We start from the raw sequence: 15,359 nt of genomic DNA, 5'->3' as shown, positions 1-15,359 counted from the left end.
CGATCGTGGCGGTCACCGGCACACCTCGCGCCAGGTGACGGCCGGCAGGGTGGCCGCCCATTCGGCGGCGCTCGGTCCTTTCCCGACGATCGAGCAGGCGTACGCCCGCGGGTTGGCACTCATGCGGGTCGCGTCCGCGACGTTCCAGCTGTACATGGCCTCGTTCCCGAAGTAGACGGAGTCGCCGCCGCCGTCGAACGCGACGGCAAGGTAGGGCGGATGGCCGGCCTGGCCCCGCGTGACGGACAGCAGTGCGGTCGGTGCGGCGAGGTCGCTGACCTCCCAGAGGCGCATCTGGGAGATCGCGTCGACGGTGGCCACCACGTTGCCGCGCGGGCTGAACGCGGCCCGGTTGACGGTCTGGGTGTAGCCGGTCAGCGCGCCCTTCGGCGCCGGCGCCGAAGGGTTCGAGATGTCCCACAACCGCAGGCCGCGGTCGGCCCCGCCCATCTGCGCGACCAGGGCGTTGCCGTCCGGCGACAGCGCGCCGACCGACATCGAGAATCCGGTCGGGCTGCCCTGCACCGTCACGGTGCCAGCCGGCCGGGGCTTGCGCGGGTCCCGGATGTCCCACACCGTGACGGTCTTCAGGTCAGCCGAGACCGAGACCAGCCGCGGCGCGCGGGCGGCGGTCGCGATCTCGCCCCACCCGGCCGGACCGTCGACAGTGGACCAGCCGTCGATCCCGTCGTCGCTCGGTTTCGGCGACGGTGGCGGAGGCGGGGCGAGCGCCGCGACCCGGCGCGGGGACGCGGCGTCGGCGACCTCCCAGATGCTCGCCTCGCCGCCGTTGTCGACGGCGACGAGGAATCCGGGCCGGTCGGTGAACGCGAGTGACCGCAACGGCTTGCCGACCCGAAGTTCGCCGGCCGGTCTGGGCCGGACCGGGTCGGCGAGGGTCCACACCCGGCCGCCCGTCTCCGTCGAGGCGACGAGCAGCCGGCGGTCCGGTGATACGGCCACGGCCAGCGGCTTGCGGCCGTCGTCCGGCCCCGGGAACTGGATCTCGCCGAGCGGGGTGACGCTTCCGTCCGGTGTGGTTCGCCGGAGCAGCACGACTGGTCCGAATGAGTAGGCCGGGGCGGCCAGCAGGTCGCCGGCGGTGGAGTACTGATGGCTGAAGCTGACGGACCGATCCATGCCGCCTGCGGCGGTCAGGTCGGTGATGTCCCAGAAGCGCGTGCCGGTGAACAACCGGGTGCGGTCGCCGCTGAACGCCACGCCGCCGCCACCGCTGACCGTCGCCCGCCGTTCGGAGAAACCGAACCCTCCGTCGTCGGCGGCCTCGAGTCCGAACCGCATGACTGTCGTGCCGGCCTGATCGGCGATCGCCAGGGCCGTGCCGTCGGTCGTGACCGCCAGGTCGACGACCGAACCGCGGGCGGTCAGGGTCGGTCCCGGCTTCGGCTGATCGGGGTCCCGAATGTCGTAGAGGGCGACGGTGCCGTCCAGGTCCCCGACGCCGATCTGTCCGCCGGTGCCGACGACGGCCGTATTCGCCCGTGGCCGCTCAGATGCAAGTCCGATGTGCACCATCCTCTTCCGATCCTGACAAGCGCAATAGTTGCACTGTGTCAAGATTCACGCACTCCTTGTGACTATCGACACATTCAGATATGTTCCGATAACAGATTGACGGCGACGCGGTGGTCCCTTGTCTGACAGCTACCGCCGGCCAGGATCGCGGGCTACAGGGGAAACGGGGATCTCCCATGGCGAGCGACGTAGACCAAGCTGAGTTCGAGGCATTCGTTCAGGCGATCCGTCCCTGGCTGCGCGGGGAGGCCTACGCGATTTGCGGCGACTGGCACGAGGCAGACGACCTTGTACAAGTAGCACTGTGCCTGGTGTATCAACACTGGGACCGCCTGGAACGGCGGACAGAGTTGGGCGCTTACAGCCGCCGCATAGTCCTGCGCAGCTTCTTATCCGAGCGACGCCGGTCACGCTGGCGGCACGAGGTCGCCACTGCCGTCGGGATCGACGCCGCCACGCGGGCTTCGGACACCGCTGTTGACGACCGGCAGATGCTGCTACCCGCGCTGCGCAGGCTCGGCCCACGTCAACGTGCTGTTGTCGTACTGCGCTTCCTCGGAGACTTCAGCGTCGAGCAGACAGCACGGGCGCTCGGATGCACAACAGCGACCGTGACCAGCCAGACCGTGCGCGCACTCGATGCACTACGTCGCAACCTCAGATCCTGACCGCAACCATGCAGCATTTCTCAGCCGCCGACACGTGTACGCAAGCAACACCCATTGGATCGCCCCACAAGGGAGGGAACCACTCGATGAGAGTGCGTCGAACAGTCGCCACTGTCACCACAGCGCTGTTGGCCGGATCGATGCAAATCGCGGGGCCAGCGCAGGCCGCCCCTGACAGCAAGCAGAAAGCGTGGAACCCGAAGCTGGTGTCCACCGAGTCGCTGTACGACGGCTCGGCCGTCCGCCTACGCTACACAGACGGCTCCACCGTTTTCACGATCATTGCAGCCCCCGGCGACGAGGTGACGTTCATAGGTTCCCAAGCGCCGACCATCATGGCCGATGGGCGCCGCAGCTACGACCGTGCGGTGTCAATCCAGGAGAGAAGCACATCCAGCAAGTCCTCCGCCACGGCCGCCGCCGCATACGCGGCGGCGGGTCGCAGCCCCTACACCGACGCGCTCGCCGCCGGGATGAGCCCCACCCAGGCCCGGCAGTATGCGCCCCCACAAGGTGCGGCTGCTTTAGACACGCCACCGATTTCGAGCACACGGTGCCTGTACAGCGAAACCTCGGAACCGGACTCCGATTTCGAGTGGTCCGGCTGCCGAATAGCCTACTATTCACAGATTGACGAGACAAACAATTGGAGGTACAGCCCATACAGTGTCACAGCGCATGGTTGGGGCACCGGCGCACTAGGTGGCGGCAAAGAGCTCCAAAAGGGCAGCTTCCAACATTCCTATACCCTGGCTAGCTCTCTCGGGCCTTTCGAGATCATCGAGGCATCGCCCTCGGCTAACGCGACCGGCAGCAGCCCATGCGGCAATTTCACTGTCGGCCTGGCGTACTATGTGGAGCTTTCGTACAACGTGCCGCTGTGCAGTGACGGCTGGAATGTCACGTGGAACCAGACGCTCTATAAGGTGGAGTGGTACGGCGCGAGCGCTGGCGGCGAGTCAGATAGTCGGTCCGCTGCAGGTGCCCATACCCTGAAGACACACATCAGTGCCGAGTTCATGAAAACGTTCACCCTGAGTTGGACCTACGCCTGCTTCCTGTGCTGACAGACCAAACGGTCGTCCCTCAGATTACCTAGACCATGACCGCGAGCTTGAGCGTCAACGAATAAGTCCGTTGGCGCTCAAGTTCGCATGTACCCTAAACGAATCGAGGCCATCGATCGCACGTGGATGATTGTGACGTCACGAGACTCGATGGGCGCACCGGACTATCGCACAGCTACGCGGACAGCCAGAAAGTGATCCTCGTCGTCGTCCACATCGGGCACGCCAGCAGGCCGTTTCTGGGAGCAGGGCACGCAACAAGACTCAGTCGGGTGACGCCTTGGCCCTCTGCTTCCGCCCCCTACGCAGGGTCAGTCCACCTGCGTGAGGACGTTGCCAGCCGCGTCATAGCCAATAACGGCAGTAACGTCGGAGAGGTCCATCCCGCTGCGCCCAGGACCGCTCCTAGGAAGCCAGACCGCGTAGGCGCCGACCTGACGGCCTGCCGAGACGGGCAACTGATGGACAGCCGCTGTGGCCGTCTCGCCGAACATGGTCACCGACACGGTGGCGACATCACCGCGCACGGTTCCGACCAGGATGGTCTTCCGCTGCTGCGGATCCAGCGGCGCGACGTAGGGAACCGGCTTGGCAGGCAGCAACGCCGGACCGCTGGCGTCAAGAGCGGACGGCGCCGGATCACAGAACACAAAATTACTCGCCGCGCTGGCGTTGACCTTTCGGCCTGTGCGCTGCGCTCGTACGCAAAACTGGCCTCCATCCAGCCATGCAGCGGTTTCCCAGCCGGACACAGACGTGTCCAGTACCACCGGCGGTCGCCCCACCGGAGGAGCAGATGCTTCGATGGCCGCCGGTCGACCCGTGACCGCACACCCTGAGACCAGAAACAGCACGACCATGACAGTCAAAGTTGTCCCAGAGCGCATGTTTGCAAGGATATCGAACTTTCTCGCGTTGGGCAGCTCGCGTTGACATGCCCAGCCAGCACGGTGTGGCACGTGTCGATCCACCGCAGGTCGATGCCAGGGTCATTGCGTTCTCGGGTTGTTGCTGGTCACGGCGGTGATTAGGTCGTGGGGCAGGGCTATTGCGTTCTCTGTATGCTGGTCACGGCGTTGATGAGGTCGTGGGGGCGGCGGTTGGCGCGTCTGGTAGCGCGGGCGATGTTGGTTTCTCCGTTGCTGCGGTGGTAGCCAATCGCGGTGTTGCGTAGCACGGCAGCGACGGCGGGGCCGTTGCCGGTACGGGCCTGGTGGGCGTCTTCGGCGAAGGTCACATCCCGCACCCAATGAAGACGATTCTCAATCTGCCACTCGCGGCGGGCCCAGTCACCTAGCTGGTCGGGTTGGGCCTGACCGGCGGGCAGGGTGACGATCAGATACGCCGTCTCCCTGGTGGTCTTTGTACCAACGACGGTGCGGGTGCGGGTGATCCGTACCGCCTGCTGCGCGTGTGGGAAACCCAGCCCGCCCGGCGTGGCCACGGTCAACGCCTTCACGGTGCGGGTCTCCCGGCGACCGTGACTTTATCGACCGCTCTCGGATGTCCGCTCATCGGCATGTAAGGGCGTTCGTAAGGGGCGGCGCAGCCGTGTTTGCGGATGAGTCGACTGCGCCGCGAGTTCTGGAGCCTAGCGCCAAGATCAAGGTTATGAGCGAGGCGGGCGTCAGTGGCGCCGTGGCCGGAGCGGTTGATCAGACGTCACTGCCTGCGCAAGCCGCGGCACCGCCGGAGTCCCGGTTGCCGAACGTCGTGCGCGCTCGGACGGACGGTCCGAGCCAACCGTCCGGTCCGGCGGACCCGCAGGGCCTGGGTTGGGTGTCCCGCGGGAGCTGGGTGAGGTTCTGGTGTGCCAGCAGCAGCGACAGGTGGTAGCCGCGGGCCTCGGCGAGCATGTCACCTACCGATCCGGCCAAATTCAGGACGTTGTGCGCCTCGTCGACGTAGACACAGGCGTCACGGCGCTCAGGTTCGGGGATCCGGGCGCGGGCGGTGGCCGCCTGCCACACACTGGCGAAGACGAAGCTGCCCATGAGTTTGGCGGTCTCTTCGCCGATCTGCCCTTTGGGCAGTCGGGCGAGCAGGATCCCGCCGCGGTCAAGGACGTGGCCCATGTCGAACGACGACTTCGGTACGCCGAGGGTGGCTTTGACGAAGTCGCGCAGCAGGAACGCCCGCAGCCTGGACAGCACCGGGGCGATGATCTGCGCCCGCAGCGGCGGCGGGGTCTGCTCGTACCACTGCCAGAACCCCAGCAAGCCCTCTGGGTCGTCGAGGTTGACGGTGAACGCCGCCCGGAACTGCTTGTCCTGCAACAGCGGCGGAATCAGCGTCAGGGTTGCGTTGGCCTTGCGCATCAACGTCAGGCACGCCACCCGCAGCACGTCGTCGATCCGGGGTCCCCAGTGCCGCTGGAAGATCTTCGAAAAGATGGACACGATGTTGTCGACGATCAGGTCGTCGTCCAACCCTTGAAGCGGGTTGAGGGTCGCCCCGCCGGGCTGGTCGGGGTCGATGAGCACCACCCGGTCGGCGACCGAGGCGGGGATGCGGTCCAGGATGTCCAGGACCAGGTCGCCTTTCGGGTCGATGACGACCACGCCGCGGTGCGCCTTGATGTCGTCCAGGACGAGGTGGCACATCTCGGTGCTCTTGCCCGACCCGGTCGAGCCGAGCAGGTGGATGTGTTGGCGGGCGTCGACAACCGGCAGGGCGACCTTGTGGCCGCCGACCTCGGCGGTGCCCAACACCTTGGTGTTGCGACCGCCGGTGGGCACCTCGATCGGCGGGGGCACCGCGTTGGCGCGGGCCCGATTCAGACCGGGCACCGCCAGGTCGGTGGGCAGCCCGGCGATCGCCGTCAGCTCCTGGGCCGACAGCAGGAACCCGCGCCGCAGCGGCCGGGCGGCGAGTACCGCGACCGGCTGCGCAAGCCGCAGCCGGCGTAGGTGGTTGCGGCCGGCGTAGGCGCCGAACGCGGACGCCAGCCCGTGGGCGAGGGTGGTCAGGCGCCGCGCGGTGGCGTCCTCGCCCGGGCGGCTGGTGGTGCGGGTGTTGGTGGTGGCGACCGCGTAGCGGATGGCGGTCTCCCACTGCGGGCCGATCGTCTTGTCGATCGCCGGGCGGGCGTCGCGGTCCCGCAGCGGATCCGGTGGCACCGGACGGTAGCCGGCACCGGCGCCGGTGGTGGTGCGGCGGGGTGGGCCGGCGGTGACCAGTTCGGCGACGATCTCGGTGATCAGGTTCAGCCCGCCGCGCACCAGCGGGGTCGGGTCGAGTGGCCCACCGGTCGGTGGTTTCCCGGTGCGCAGCGCCGCCGCGCCTTTGCGGAGCCGGGCGATCTGGCGTGGGGTGGCCGGGCGGGCCAGCACCTGCACACACGCGTGCTCAGTGGAGTGCAGGCCGGCACCGGCGGCGACGAGGGGACGCATCGGGTCGGTGTCGTGGTCGAGGTTGAGCGGATACCAGGCCGGCATCGCCGGGGCGAGCGCGCCACCGACCGCCCGAATTTCGGCCCCAGCGCCCGGGACCGAAACGCCCGGGATCGGTTTGGTGACCTCGTCGATGGTGCAGGCGGCGCCGGGCCAGGCGGCCCGCACGGCGGCGGCGACCGGGCCGGCGGGTACGGTGCCGGGCACCCAGACGACGATCGTCAACTGTCGGCCGGACCACCGGTACTCCACCGCGACGTGTGGCACGCCGTACAGCAGGCGGCGGCGCCGGGACGGGCTGAGCAGGTCGTGGAGGTTGGCCCACCAGGCTGCGGCGCCGGCCGCCTCGACCTGCGGTGGTGGGGTGATCAGGATCTGGTGGGCGTGGGTGGCAAGGCGCCGGTGCCGCCCCCGCCATACCGCCGCGCGGGCGGTGTGGGTCGCGGCAACGACGACGACCACGACGAGGGCGAGCACCACGGCCAACCAGGGCCGGTCGGCGAACCAGCCGGCGACCTTGCCGGCGAGGTCGAACAGCGGCGAGCGCGGCTCGGCGGGGACCATGTTCGGGTCCACCGGCGGGGACGGCGGCAACTCGTGGAATACGGACACGCTTACACTCCAATATGGACAGATGGGGGATGCGGTGCGATGTCCGCGGGGGGGCCGCGCGGTTACAGGTCGGATTCGTCGAGAAGGTCGGCCAGCCCTGTCCCAACTCCCGTGAGTTGATCGAGTGGCAGCCCTGGCTTGGTTTCCGTTTGAGCAGCGTGTTGGTAGGGCAGGGCCATCGGGCCTTCTATTGACAGATGGTCGGGATTCCTGAAATCCGCGTAGATCTTGATGCATGGTCGTCTCCAGTGAAGGGGTGGCTTATGGCGCTGGCTGTGGTCCGGTCGCTGGGGTCACCGCGTAGGCTGCGCGATGCGCAGGACGTGGAGGACTTCGAGCAGGAGTTGGTTGACCAGTTCCTGCTGGCCTCGGTCGGTGCGGGTTACTCGGACGCCAAGGTGTCCGAGGACCGGTCGACGGTGTTCGAGTTCTCCCGGTTCCTTGCGCGTCCTTTATGGACGACTCAACCAGCCGATGGGACCGTTTCCTTGCGTGGCAACGCAAGGAAGGGCGGGCGAGATCGACGCTGGCGGGGAAGGTGGCGAGCATCGCCCAGTTCTTCGAGTTCCTGCTGTTGCGGTATCAAGGCGACATTCATGCCCTCACGGGCTATGTGGTGTGCCAGCCGATCGACGAGTTCAATCGGCCCGCGGCCGCGCAGCATGGTGCCGGTCGGGTGCCGCCCACCGGGGCCGAGGTGCAGACCCTGTTCGAGCAGCGGCGGGCGGCTCTGCCATCGGTGCGCAAGTATCTTCCAGCAGCGCGGGACTATCTGGCGGCGTCGCTGTGGCGGCGGGCCGGATTGCGGATCAACGAGACGGTGATGCTCGACGTGCGGGACTGGCGGCCGGATCTGGGCGGTTCGGCAAGCTGCACATCCGATTCGGCAAGGGAAGCCGGGGGCGGGGTGCGAAGACCCGGTTGACGCCGGCGATCAACGACGTGGACGCGCTGCTGCGGTGGTGGTTGACGGACGTGCGTCACCAGTACGGCGACAACTGGCAGGCTCCGGACGCGCCGCTGTTGCCGTCCGAGCGTCGCGATCCGCACACGGGCTTGTGCCGGCGGGCGGGCGATGACGCGCTGCGCTCCGGGCTGGCCCAGGCGGTCCGCACGTGGCTGCCGGACTGGGCGGGAAAGCTTACCCCGCACGGGTTGCGGCACTTCTGCGCGTCGTCGCTGTATGCGCGGGACATGGGCCTCAAAGCCATCCAGGAGTTACTCGGCCACGAGTGGCTGTCCACGACGACGCGGTACGTTCACGTGCACGCCGAGCACATCGAGCACGCCTGGTCGCTGGCCAACCAGCGGGTCGCGGACCGCCTTGCGGTGAGGGGATGAGCCGGTGAAGTGGAACCTGCGGCTGGTGGCCGCGAACAAGGGCATCTGGAAGTCGACCGAAATGCGCCGACTACTGGCCGAGGCCGGATTGGAGATCAGCGCAGGCAAGATGTCGGCGTTGTGGACCACCACCCCGACCACCATCCGCCTCGACGACTTGGACGTGATGTGCGCCGTGCTGCAATGCACGCCAGCGGATTTGCTGCTGCCGGAGCCGGAGAAGGTGGCCGCCCGCCGGCCTCAGCGGCCCTCACAAGCGGCTACCGGCTCCGATGCGTCGATCACACCTCGGCCCGGCCATGCCACCGGCATGACCGGACGTCCCAAACCATGCCGGGTATGCCGGGTTCGGCCGCCAGCGATGCGCGAGATTTCCTACTGCTTCCAGTGCTGGCCCGGTGGGCCCGTTCGGCCACCGCCTGCTACAAACGCGGCTCCGCACGGGACTATTACACCTCTGGCCAGTGCGCTCGCTGCCACCCGCACGCCCCTGGACAACGCTCGCCCGTGTGGAGAGGCGCGGGGCCGCTGGCCCTGACCTCGGTGATCATCGACTCTTGCCCGGACTGCCACGCGTGGGGCGTCACCCGGACCTACGGCTGGATGTGCGCGGCGTGCCGTAGTTGGCGGGAAAAGTACCGTACCGTCGAGGCGTGCCGGTCCTGCGGGCAGCGGGTTGCCTTGCACGACAACGGCTCCTGCCGACTGTGTCACAAGCAGCGCAGCATGCTGGCTCGGCGGCGCCGCCGCGTGCGGCGACGACAGCAGCGCCTGCGACGTCGCCGAGCTCACCGCGATCCGCACGTCGGTGCGCGGCACACTCGACGTCCTCGCCGAGGCCGGCATGCTCGACGAGGACCGCACCCCGACCATCGAGCGGTGGTTCGACAGGCGCATCGCCGACTTGCCGCAACCGATGATTAAGGAGCTGCGGATTTGGTTTGAGGTGATGCGGCACGGCAGCACCACCCCGCCGCGGCGCCGGCCGCGGGCCGACGAAACCACCGGACCCAGCTCGACTTCGCGTTGCCCGCCCTGACCATGTGGGCGGCAGACCACACAACGCTGCGGGAGATCTCCCGAGACGATTTCCTGGCCATCCTGCCGGCATCCGGCACGCCACGCGCGATCCTCATCAACGGCGTCCGATCAATCTTTCGAATCCTCAAAGCCCGCAAGGTCGTCTTTACCGATCCCACGTTCCGGGTCCCCGGCGCCAAAGGTGAAACGCGTCAGCCCTCGCCGGTCGACCTGGAAACCCTCCGCACCATCATCGATAGCGACGACCCAGCCCGCGCCGTGCTCGGCGCGCTCGTGGCCTTCCACGCCCTGCGCACCGGTGACCTCACCGCCTTGCAGCTGACTGATATCCATGACGGACGCCTGCACCTACACGGCCGCGCGATCCTGCTCGCCCCACCAGTGCGCTACTGGCTCGACGCCTGGCTAGCTTTCCGCGCCCGCCGCTACCCCAACACCGCCAACCGCACCTGTTCGTCACCTACAAAAGCGCTTTGCACACCGGTCCGGTCCGGCACAAGTGGGTCAGCGAGAAACTCGGCATCCCCGCCCAAGCCATCCGCGAAGACCGCATCCTCGACGAAGCCCTCGCGAGCGCCGGCGACGCCCGCCGCATCAGCGACCTGTTCGGCCTATCCATCACCAGCTCCACCCGCTACACCAACGCCGTCGACAATCCAGGCATCGGCGACTACGAAGGCAACCGCCGCGCGCACACATGATTCCGGCTGGTTGAACGGGTCGCACGCGGCGGGTTGTTCTGGTAGCACATCGCGCGCGAACCGCACGAACATGGCCACTGCCAGGTAGTCGGCCAGTTGGCCACTCCCGACAGCGCGGTGAGCGTGCGCAGCGACGGATGCCTGCCCTGCCCACGTGTGAGCGACGCTCGGGAGCCAACCGAACGGCGAGGTCGTGTCCGGCGATCCCGCAGTGCGCCTACGCGACCCGTTACCCATTGCTATCACTCTCGATAGTGATAATGTTCTGAGGTGGACATGTCGAGGGAGCGTTGGGCGGAGCTGGCACTGCATCCGGTGCGGATCCGGATTCTGCGGGCGGTTGCGGGTGCACGGCTGACCACTCACGATCTGATCGAGCTGTTGCCGGACATTCCGCAGGCCACGCTGTACCGGCACCTGGCCACACTCGTCAAGGCCGGCCTGGTCGAGGTCGTCGAGGAACGCAAGATCCGCGGCGCGGTCGAGCGCGTGTACGCGTTGCCCGCTCAGGGTGCGACGTTGGACGCGGCGGCGTTGGCGACCGCGACGTCTGAGGAGCATGCCCGCTACTTCACCGCGTTCGTGTCGAGCCTGCTGTCGGAGTTCTCCCGCTACCTGAGCCGGGAGCGGATCGACTTCGCCGCCGACGGCGTCGGATACCACCAACTCGTGCTGCACCTGACCGACGCGGAACTGGCCAAGTTCGCCGCCGACCTCAACGAGGTCATCGGGCCGCTGCTGCGCAACGAGCCGGGCAAGGGCAGGGTGCTGCGGCTACTGGCCACCATCCTGCTGCCGGCCGATCAGCCGGCGGCCACTGACACCGGGCGGCAGACGCCGAAGAAAGGGAGTGCCTGATGGCATCGATCACGGTTACCGGCGCGCTGGTCGACATCCAGTTCACCGGCTGGGAGCGGCTCTGGGTCGGGCGGGAGCGGACGGTAATCCCGGTTGGCGCGGTGCGGTATGCGGCGCTCGTGGCTGACCCGCTACGCCTGGCGCGGGGCGGGCGGCGCGGGATCGTAGTGTCCGGCTTACTCAAGATCGGCATCTGGGGGTTGTTCGGCGGTCCTCGTCAGCTTGTGGCGGCACGCCGTGGCGAGCCGGGGTTGCACCTGGTCCTGGACCGTGCGGCCGCTGGTGGGCAGTTCGACGAGGTTGTGCTCTCCCACCCGGCCGCGCCCGGCATCGCGGACGCGATCGGCCGCGCGACGGCGGCCGACGCATGAGCGGCGACCGCGCGAGGATCGAGGTTTCGCACCTGACGAAGCGGTACGGCGAAGTCACCGCCGTGCGTGATCTGACGTTCACCGTCGAACCCGGACTCGTCACGGGATTCCTGGGCCCCAACGGCGCCGGCAAGACCACCACGATGCGGATGCTGACAGGGCTGGTGTCACCGACGTCCGGCACCGCGACGATCGGCGGCCGACCGTACCGGCGGTTGCCTCGCCCATCGCGCACCGTCGGAGCGGTCTTCGACGCGAGCGCGTTCCATCCCGGGCACACCGCCCGGGACCATCTGCGCGTCTATGCCGCGATGGGCGGCTATCCGGACAGCCGGGTCACCGCGCTACTTGACCTACTCGGGCTCGCCGAAGCCGCCGATCGCCGTACCCGAGGGTTCTCCACCGGCATGCGGCAGCGGCTCAACCTCGCCACCGCGCTGCTCGGCGACCCCCGGGTGCTGCTGCTGGACGAGCCGAGCAACGGCCTCGACCCCGAGGGCATGCGGTGGCTACGCGGGTTTCTGCGCCAGCTCGCCGACCAGGGGCGAACCGTCCTGGTCTCCAGCCATGTGCTCAGCGAAATCCAGCAGCTCGTCGACGACGTGATAATGATCCGGCGCGGCGAACTCGTCGCCGCCGGGCCGTGGTCGCGGCTCGCCGGACCGCCGGCGGTACTGGTGACCTCCCCAGACGCCGACCGGCTGGCCGCCACCCTACAGGCCAGCCGCCCGGACGGCGACGCGCCGAGCGTCGAGGTCATCCAGGCAGGCCGGCTACGGGTACACGGGCTCGACGCGCCCGGCGTCGCCGACCTCGCGGCCGAGCACCGGCTGCGGGTGCACGAGCTGGTCACCGAGACCAGCAGCCTCGAACAGCTCTTCCTCCACCTGACCACCGACAAGGCGGCCACCCCATGAACCACCTGATCAAAGCCGAATTCCGCCGGCTGCTCGCCAGCCGCATGTGGGCCGGACTGCTGCTGGCCGCCCTGCTGCTCGGCGGCGGCATGATGGGCGCGATGGCGCTGATCGGGCCAGAGAACTTCGACCCGCCCATGCCCGGACTGCACACCGAAACCGGCGTCCGCTCAATCCTTGGCATCCTCGGCTACACCGCCTTCGTCCCAGCCGCCGCCGGCACACTCGCCGCCACGTCCGAGTACCGGCACCGCACGGCCGCCGTCACATTCCTGTTCGCGCCCCGCCGCTGGCAGGTACTCGCCGCCAAACTCGCCACCTACGGCGTCGCCGGGCTGGCCTACGGCCTGATCCTCGCCGGCACCGCAGCCGTGGCCCTTCACACCGCCGCCGCCGTCCGCGGCGTCCCGCTCGGCCTGCCAGCCAGCACCGTGCTCGGGCTGCTAGCCCGCATCGGCCTCGCCATGGTCGTCTACCTGCTCATCGGGATCGGCGTGGGCGCCCTACTCCGCAACCAAGTCGTGGCGCTGTGCGTCGTGATCGGCTACCTGTACATGGGCGAAGCGCTGCTCATGATGATCCCGGGCCTCAACCAGCTCTACCCAATCCTGCCCGGCGGCGCCACCGCAGCCCTCACCGACTTCACCTACCTCGCCGACGCCATGTCACAACAACTCGGCAGCACAACTCTTCAACTGCTACCACCAGCCGCCGGCGCGCTACTGCTCACCGCGTACGCGCTGACCGCCTCGCTGATCGCCGTCCTCGTCCCCATGCGACGCGACATCACCTGAACAGCACAAAGCCTCGAGGCGGTGGCCGTCCGGAAACGAGGAACCGGGACGCGAGAACCCGGCACGGAAATCAATCCACGTAACCGAAGCATCCGCATGCCACCGACGCCATGAGGCATCCTTGAGTTCCCGCCGACTCACGCTTCAGAATCCTCGAGCTCAAGGCCAGTTATCCGAACTACCTGAAGTTGTGTGTTGACCTTGGGCTCGTGAGCTGGTGTTGTCGCAGGCCAGGATCGGTTTCTGAGGTCACTGGGTCGAGGTACAAGGTCTTGACCGCTGGTCAGGATTCGTGGAGTTTGGACAGTGTTCATGGTGTTTTGCCACTTTCTTCGAAGGTCGGATTGCTATGGCACTGGCAGTGGTCAGGTCGATCGACGCACCGCGTCGGCTTGACACTGCGCAGGAACGTGAGGACTACGAGCAGGAACTGGTGGACCAGTACCTGCTGGCGTCGATGGGCGCTGGATGCTGTGACTCGACGCTGGCCAATGACCGCAGCGTGCTGATCGAGTTCATCCGATTCCTGGGCCGTCCGTTGTGGACAGCGCTAGCGTCGGACGCGGACCGCTTCCTGGCGCGTCAACGCAAGGAGCTTTGCCGCTCGCATTCGACGGTCCACAAGAAGGCGCTGGCGCTGGGCAGTTTCTTCGACTTTCTGGTTACGCGGTACCAGGGCGATATCCGCGTGCTCACCGGGCATGTCATCGAGCAGGTGATCGACGAGTTCAACCGGCCGGCCAGCAGCGACTACGGCAGCGCACCGGTTCCTCCGGGTGACGAGGATGTCGAAACGCTGTTTTCCTTGTGGCGGCAGCACTTGCCGGACGCGCGTAAGTTCCTGACGGCCGCCCGTGACTATGTGGTGGCGTCGTTGTGGCGGCGAGCCGGTCTGCGGATCATGGAGAGCTACATGCTCGATATCCGTGACTGGCGGCGCGATCTGGGCGACTACGGCAACCTGCATGTGCGCTTCGGTAAGGGAAGCCGCGGACGCGGCCACAAGACGCGCCTGGTACCGGCGATCAATTCGGTGCGTGAGCTGGTGGACTGGTGGATGGTCGACATCCGGCACCAGTTCGGCGATGACTACACCAATCTGGACGCGCCGCTGTTTCCCAGCGAGCGGCTGCCCGATCCCCTGACCGGGTTGTGCCGCCGGGCCGGAGACCAGGTGCTGCGAGATGGGCTCAACAAGGCGGTCGCCCGGTGGCTGCCGCAATGGCGGGGTAGGCTGACACCGCATGTGCTGCGGCACTTCTGCGCCTCCTCGCTCTACCGGCGAGGCATGGACCTCAAGGCCATTCAAGAACTTCTGGGCCACTCTTGGCTTTCCACCACGACCCGCTACATCCATGTGCCCGCCGCGCACATCGAGAACGCGTGGACGCAAACAAACGCGCGGACGTCGGACCGGCTCGGCCTGGGAACGGGGTGAACGCTGATGCGCTGGAATCTTCGGATGCGCGCCGCGCAGCAAGGGATCTGGAAGTCCACCGAGATGCGCCGGCGGCTTGCCGAGGCTGGGCTGCAGATCAGCCACGGCAAGATGTCCGCGCTGTGGACGGGCACGCCGACCACGGTCCGCCTCGACGACCTAGAAGTCATTTGCGTTGTCCTGCAATGCGAACCGTCGGACCTGCTGATCTGCGAACCCGAACGCGTCACCAGCGGCCGACCCGAGCAAACCGCCGCGAAGTCGACCGCGGCAGCGGGCCAACTCAGCCCACGGCTCGGCCGTAACCGGACCCTGCCACCAGCATGACCGGCAAAGGAAAACCCAAGCCACGTAAGGCATGCCGAACCTGCGGCGTCCGACCGCCGGCGATGGTGTCGGTCCCGCACTGCTTTGAGTGCTGGCCCGGTGGTCCGGTCCCCGCCCCACCGTGCCGCAAGTGCGGCTCCACCACCGACTACTGGAGCTCCGGGCTGTGTAAACGCTGTCACCCAGGCGCGCCAGGGTCGAAGTGTCAACGGACATCTCGATCTCCGGTTGTGCGGACCGCGGACCTCCGGCTGTGCGGACATGAGTTCTCCGGGTGGGTGGTCACCAGATCTCCG

14 protein-coding genes and 3 pseudogenes are annotated in these 15,359 nt (G+C 67.7%); 12 read left to right on the top strand and 5 right to left on the bottom strand.

Annotated elements, in window-relative coordinates; translation table 11 throughout:
* Nucleotides 1-12: 12 nt before the first annotated feature.
* Nucleotides 13-1,536 (bottom strand): WD40 repeat domain-containing protein, encoded by a 1,524-nt coding sequence (locus tag QMG73_RS43005; protein ID WP_281905490.1) that lies wholly within the window; start codon nt 1,534-1,536, stop codon nt 13-15.
* A 176-nt stretch (nt 1,537-1,712) separates the two neighbouring features.
* On the opposite strand from QMG73_RS43005, the gene QMG73_RS43000 reads away from it, so the two are divergent.
* Together QMG73_RS43000 and QMG73_RS42995 are read left to right on the top strand one after the other, a co-directional pair.
* The gene (locus QMG73_RS43000) at nt 1,713-2,204 is read left to right on the top strand and encodes a SigE family RNA polymerase sigma factor (RefSeq protein ID WP_281905489.1); all 492 of its coding nucleotides are present in this window, start codon (nt 1,713-1,715) and stop codon (nt 2,202-2,204) included.
* Nucleotides 2,205-2,290: 86 nt separating this feature from the next.
* The gene (locus QMG73_RS42995; protein ID WP_281905488.1) at nt 2,291-3,271 is read left to right on the top strand and encodes a hypothetical protein; all 981 of its coding nucleotides are present in this window, start codon (nt 2,291-2,293) and stop codon (nt 3,269-3,271) included.
* Between the two features lie 311 nt (nt 3,272-3,582).
* Here the strand turns inward: QMG73_RS42995 and QMG73_RS42990 are convergent, their stop codons facing one another.
* From QMG73_RS42990 to QMG73_RS42980, 3 genes and pseudogenes are all read right to left on the bottom strand, one after another.
* On the bottom strand, nt 3,583-4,131 hold the full coding sequence (locus QMG73_RS42990) for a hypothetical protein (RefSeq protein WP_281905486.1): 549 nt from the start codon (nt 4,129-4,131) through the stop codon (nt 3,583-3,585).
* A gap of 185 nt (nt 4,132-4,316) precedes the next feature.
* A pseudogene (locus QMG73_RS42985) lies at nt 4,317-4,745 on the bottom strand (transposase); the annotation flags it as partial.
* A 181-nt stretch (nt 4,746-4,926) separates the two neighbouring features.
* On the bottom strand, nt 4,927-7,275 hold the full coding sequence (locus QMG73_RS42980) for a helicase HerA domain-containing protein (protein ID WP_281905485.1): 2,349 nt from the start codon (nt 7,273-7,275) through the stop codon (nt 4,927-4,929).
* Between the two features lie 263 nt (nt 7,276-7,538).
* On the opposite strand from QMG73_RS42980, the pseudogene QMG73_RS46265 reads away from it, so the two are divergent.
* The 3 genes and pseudogenes from QMG73_RS46265 (at nt 7,539) to QMG73_RS42960 (ending at nt 9,655) form a co-directional block, all read left to right on the top strand.
* Nucleotides 7,539-8,616: pseudogene (locus QMG73_RS46265) on the top strand (tyrosine-type recombinase/integrase).
* A 4-nt stretch (nt 8,617-8,620) separates the two neighbouring features.
* A pseudogene (locus QMG73_RS42965) lies at nt 8,621-8,914 on the top strand (helix-turn-helix domain-containing protein); the annotation flags it as partial.
* A gap of 510 nt (nt 8,915-9,424) precedes the next feature.
* Nucleotides 9,425-9,655 carry a hypothetical protein gene (locus QMG73_RS42960; protein WP_281905480.1) on the top strand — a complete coding sequence of 77 codons (231 nt, stop codon included), beginning with the start codon at nt 9,425-9,427 and terminating at the stop codon, nt 9,653-9,655.
* Nucleotides 9,656-9,765: 110 nt separating this feature from the next.
* Here QMG73_RS42960 and QMG73_RS42955 read toward each other — a convergent pair whose 3' ends face one another.
* Complete coding sequence (locus QMG73_RS42955) at nt 9,766-9,990, bottom strand: hypothetical protein (protein ID WP_281905475.1); 225 nt, start codon at nt 9,988-9,990, stop codon at nt 9,766-9,768.
* A 140-nt stretch (nt 9,991-10,130) separates the two neighbouring features.
* Here QMG73_RS42955 and QMG73_RS42950 point away from each other — a divergent pair, with 140 nt between their 5' ends.
* The 7 genes from QMG73_RS42950 to QMG73_RS42920 all read left to right on the top strand — a co-directional run bounded on the left by QMG73_RS42950 (nt 10,131) and on the right by QMG73_RS42920 (nt 15,063).
* A complete protein-coding gene (locus QMG73_RS42950) occupies nt 10,131-10,358 on the top strand; it encodes a hypothetical protein (protein ID WP_281905474.1) in 228 nt (75 codons plus the stop codon).
* Between the two features lie 276 nt (nt 10,359-10,634).
* A complete protein-coding gene (locus QMG73_RS42945) occupies nt 10,635-11,216 on the top strand; it encodes a helix-turn-helix domain-containing protein (RefSeq protein WP_281905472.1) in 582 nt (193 codons plus the stop codon).
* Nucleotides 11,216-11,587 (top strand): hypothetical protein, encoded by a 372-nt coding sequence (locus QMG73_RS42940; protein ID WP_281905471.1) that lies wholly within the window; start codon nt 11,216-11,218, stop codon nt 11,585-11,587. The genes QMG73_RS42945 and QMG73_RS42940 overlap by 1 nt, the downstream gene beginning before the upstream one ends.
* Nucleotides 11,584-12,504 carry an ABC transporter ATP-binding protein gene (locus QMG73_RS42935; protein ID WP_281905470.1) on the top strand — a complete coding sequence of 307 codons (921 nt, stop codon included), beginning with the start codon at nt 11,584-11,586 and terminating at the stop codon, nt 12,502-12,504. The genes QMG73_RS42940 and QMG73_RS42935 overlap by 4 nt, the downstream gene beginning before the upstream one ends.
* Nucleotides 12,501-13,298, top strand: a complete 798-nt coding sequence (locus QMG73_RS42930; RefSeq protein WP_281905469.1) for an ABC transporter permease — start codon at nt 12,501-12,503, stop codon at nt 13,296-13,298. The genes QMG73_RS42935 and QMG73_RS42930 overlap by 4 nt, the downstream gene beginning before the upstream one ends.
* Nucleotides 13,299-13,647: 349 nt before the next feature.
* Nucleotides 13,648-14,736 (top strand): tyrosine-type recombinase/integrase, encoded by a 1,089-nt coding sequence (locus QMG73_RS42925; RefSeq protein WP_281905466.1) that lies wholly within the window; start codon nt 13,648-13,650, stop codon nt 14,734-14,736.
* 6 nt (nt 14,737-14,742) lie between these two features.
* Nucleotides 14,743-15,063, top strand: a complete 321-nt coding sequence (locus tag QMG73_RS42920; RefSeq protein WP_281905464.1) for a helix-turn-helix domain-containing protein — start codon at nt 14,743-14,745, stop codon at nt 15,061-15,063.
* The last annotated feature ends 296 nt before the right edge of the window (nt 15,064-15,359 follow it).

Source organism: Phytohabitans aurantiacus, from assembly GCF_027923225.1.
In the GTDB taxonomy this organism is placed as follows: Bacteria; Actinomycetota; Actinomycetes; order Mycobacteriales; family Micromonosporaceae; genus Phytohabitans; species Phytohabitans aurantiacus.
Note: the sequence above shows the minus strand (reverse complement) of the source record. Positions and strands in the feature narration are given on the sequence as shown.

What these genes read in the sequence shown, in the direction of transcription:
- QMG73_RS42930 (WP_281905469.1), top strand. Translation starts at nt 12,501, where the DNA reads ATGAACCACCTGATCAAAGCCGAATTCCGCCGGCTGCTCGCCAGCCGC.
- QMG73_RS42940 (WP_281905471.1), top strand. Translation starts at nt 11,216, where the DNA reads ATGGCATCGATCACGGTTACCGGCGCGCTGGTCGACATCCAGTTCACC.
- QMG73_RS42945 (WP_281905472.1), top strand. Translation starts at nt 10,635, where the DNA reads ATGTCGAGGGAGCGTTGGGCGGAGCTGGCACTGCATCCGGTGCGGATC.
- QMG73_RS43005 (WP_281905490.1), bottom strand. Translation starts at nt 1,536, where the DNA reads ATGGTGCACATCGGACTTGCATCTGAGCGGCCACGGGCGAATACGGCC.
- QMG73_RS42990 (WP_281905486.1), bottom strand. Translation starts at nt 4,131, where the DNA reads ATGGTCGTGCTGTTTCTGGTCTCAGGGTGTGCGGTCACGGGTCGACCG.
- QMG73_RS43000 (WP_281905489.1), top strand. Translation starts at nt 1,713, where the DNA reads ATGGCGAGCGACGTAGACCAAGCTGAGTTCGAGGCATTCGTTCAGGCG.
- QMG73_RS42955 (WP_281905475.1), bottom strand. Translation starts at nt 9,990, where the DNA reads ATGGATATCAGTCAGCTGCAAGGCGGTGAGGTCACCGGTGCGCAGGGC.
- QMG73_RS42920 (WP_281905464.1), top strand. Translation starts at nt 14,743, where the DNA reads ATGCGCTGGAATCTTCGGATGCGCGCCGCGCAGCAAGGGATCTGGAAG.
- QMG73_RS42995 (WP_281905488.1), top strand. Translation starts at nt 2,291, where the DNA reads ATGAGAGTGCGTCGAACAGTCGCCACTGTCACCACAGCGCTGTTGGCC.
- QMG73_RS42925 (WP_281905466.1), top strand. Translation starts at nt 13,648, where the DNA reads ATGGCACTGGCAGTGGTCAGGTCGATCGACGCACCGCGTCGGCTTGAC.
- QMG73_RS42935 (WP_281905470.1), top strand. Translation starts at nt 11,584, where the DNA reads ATGAGCGGCGACCGCGCGAGGATCGAGGTTTCGCACCTGACGAAGCGG.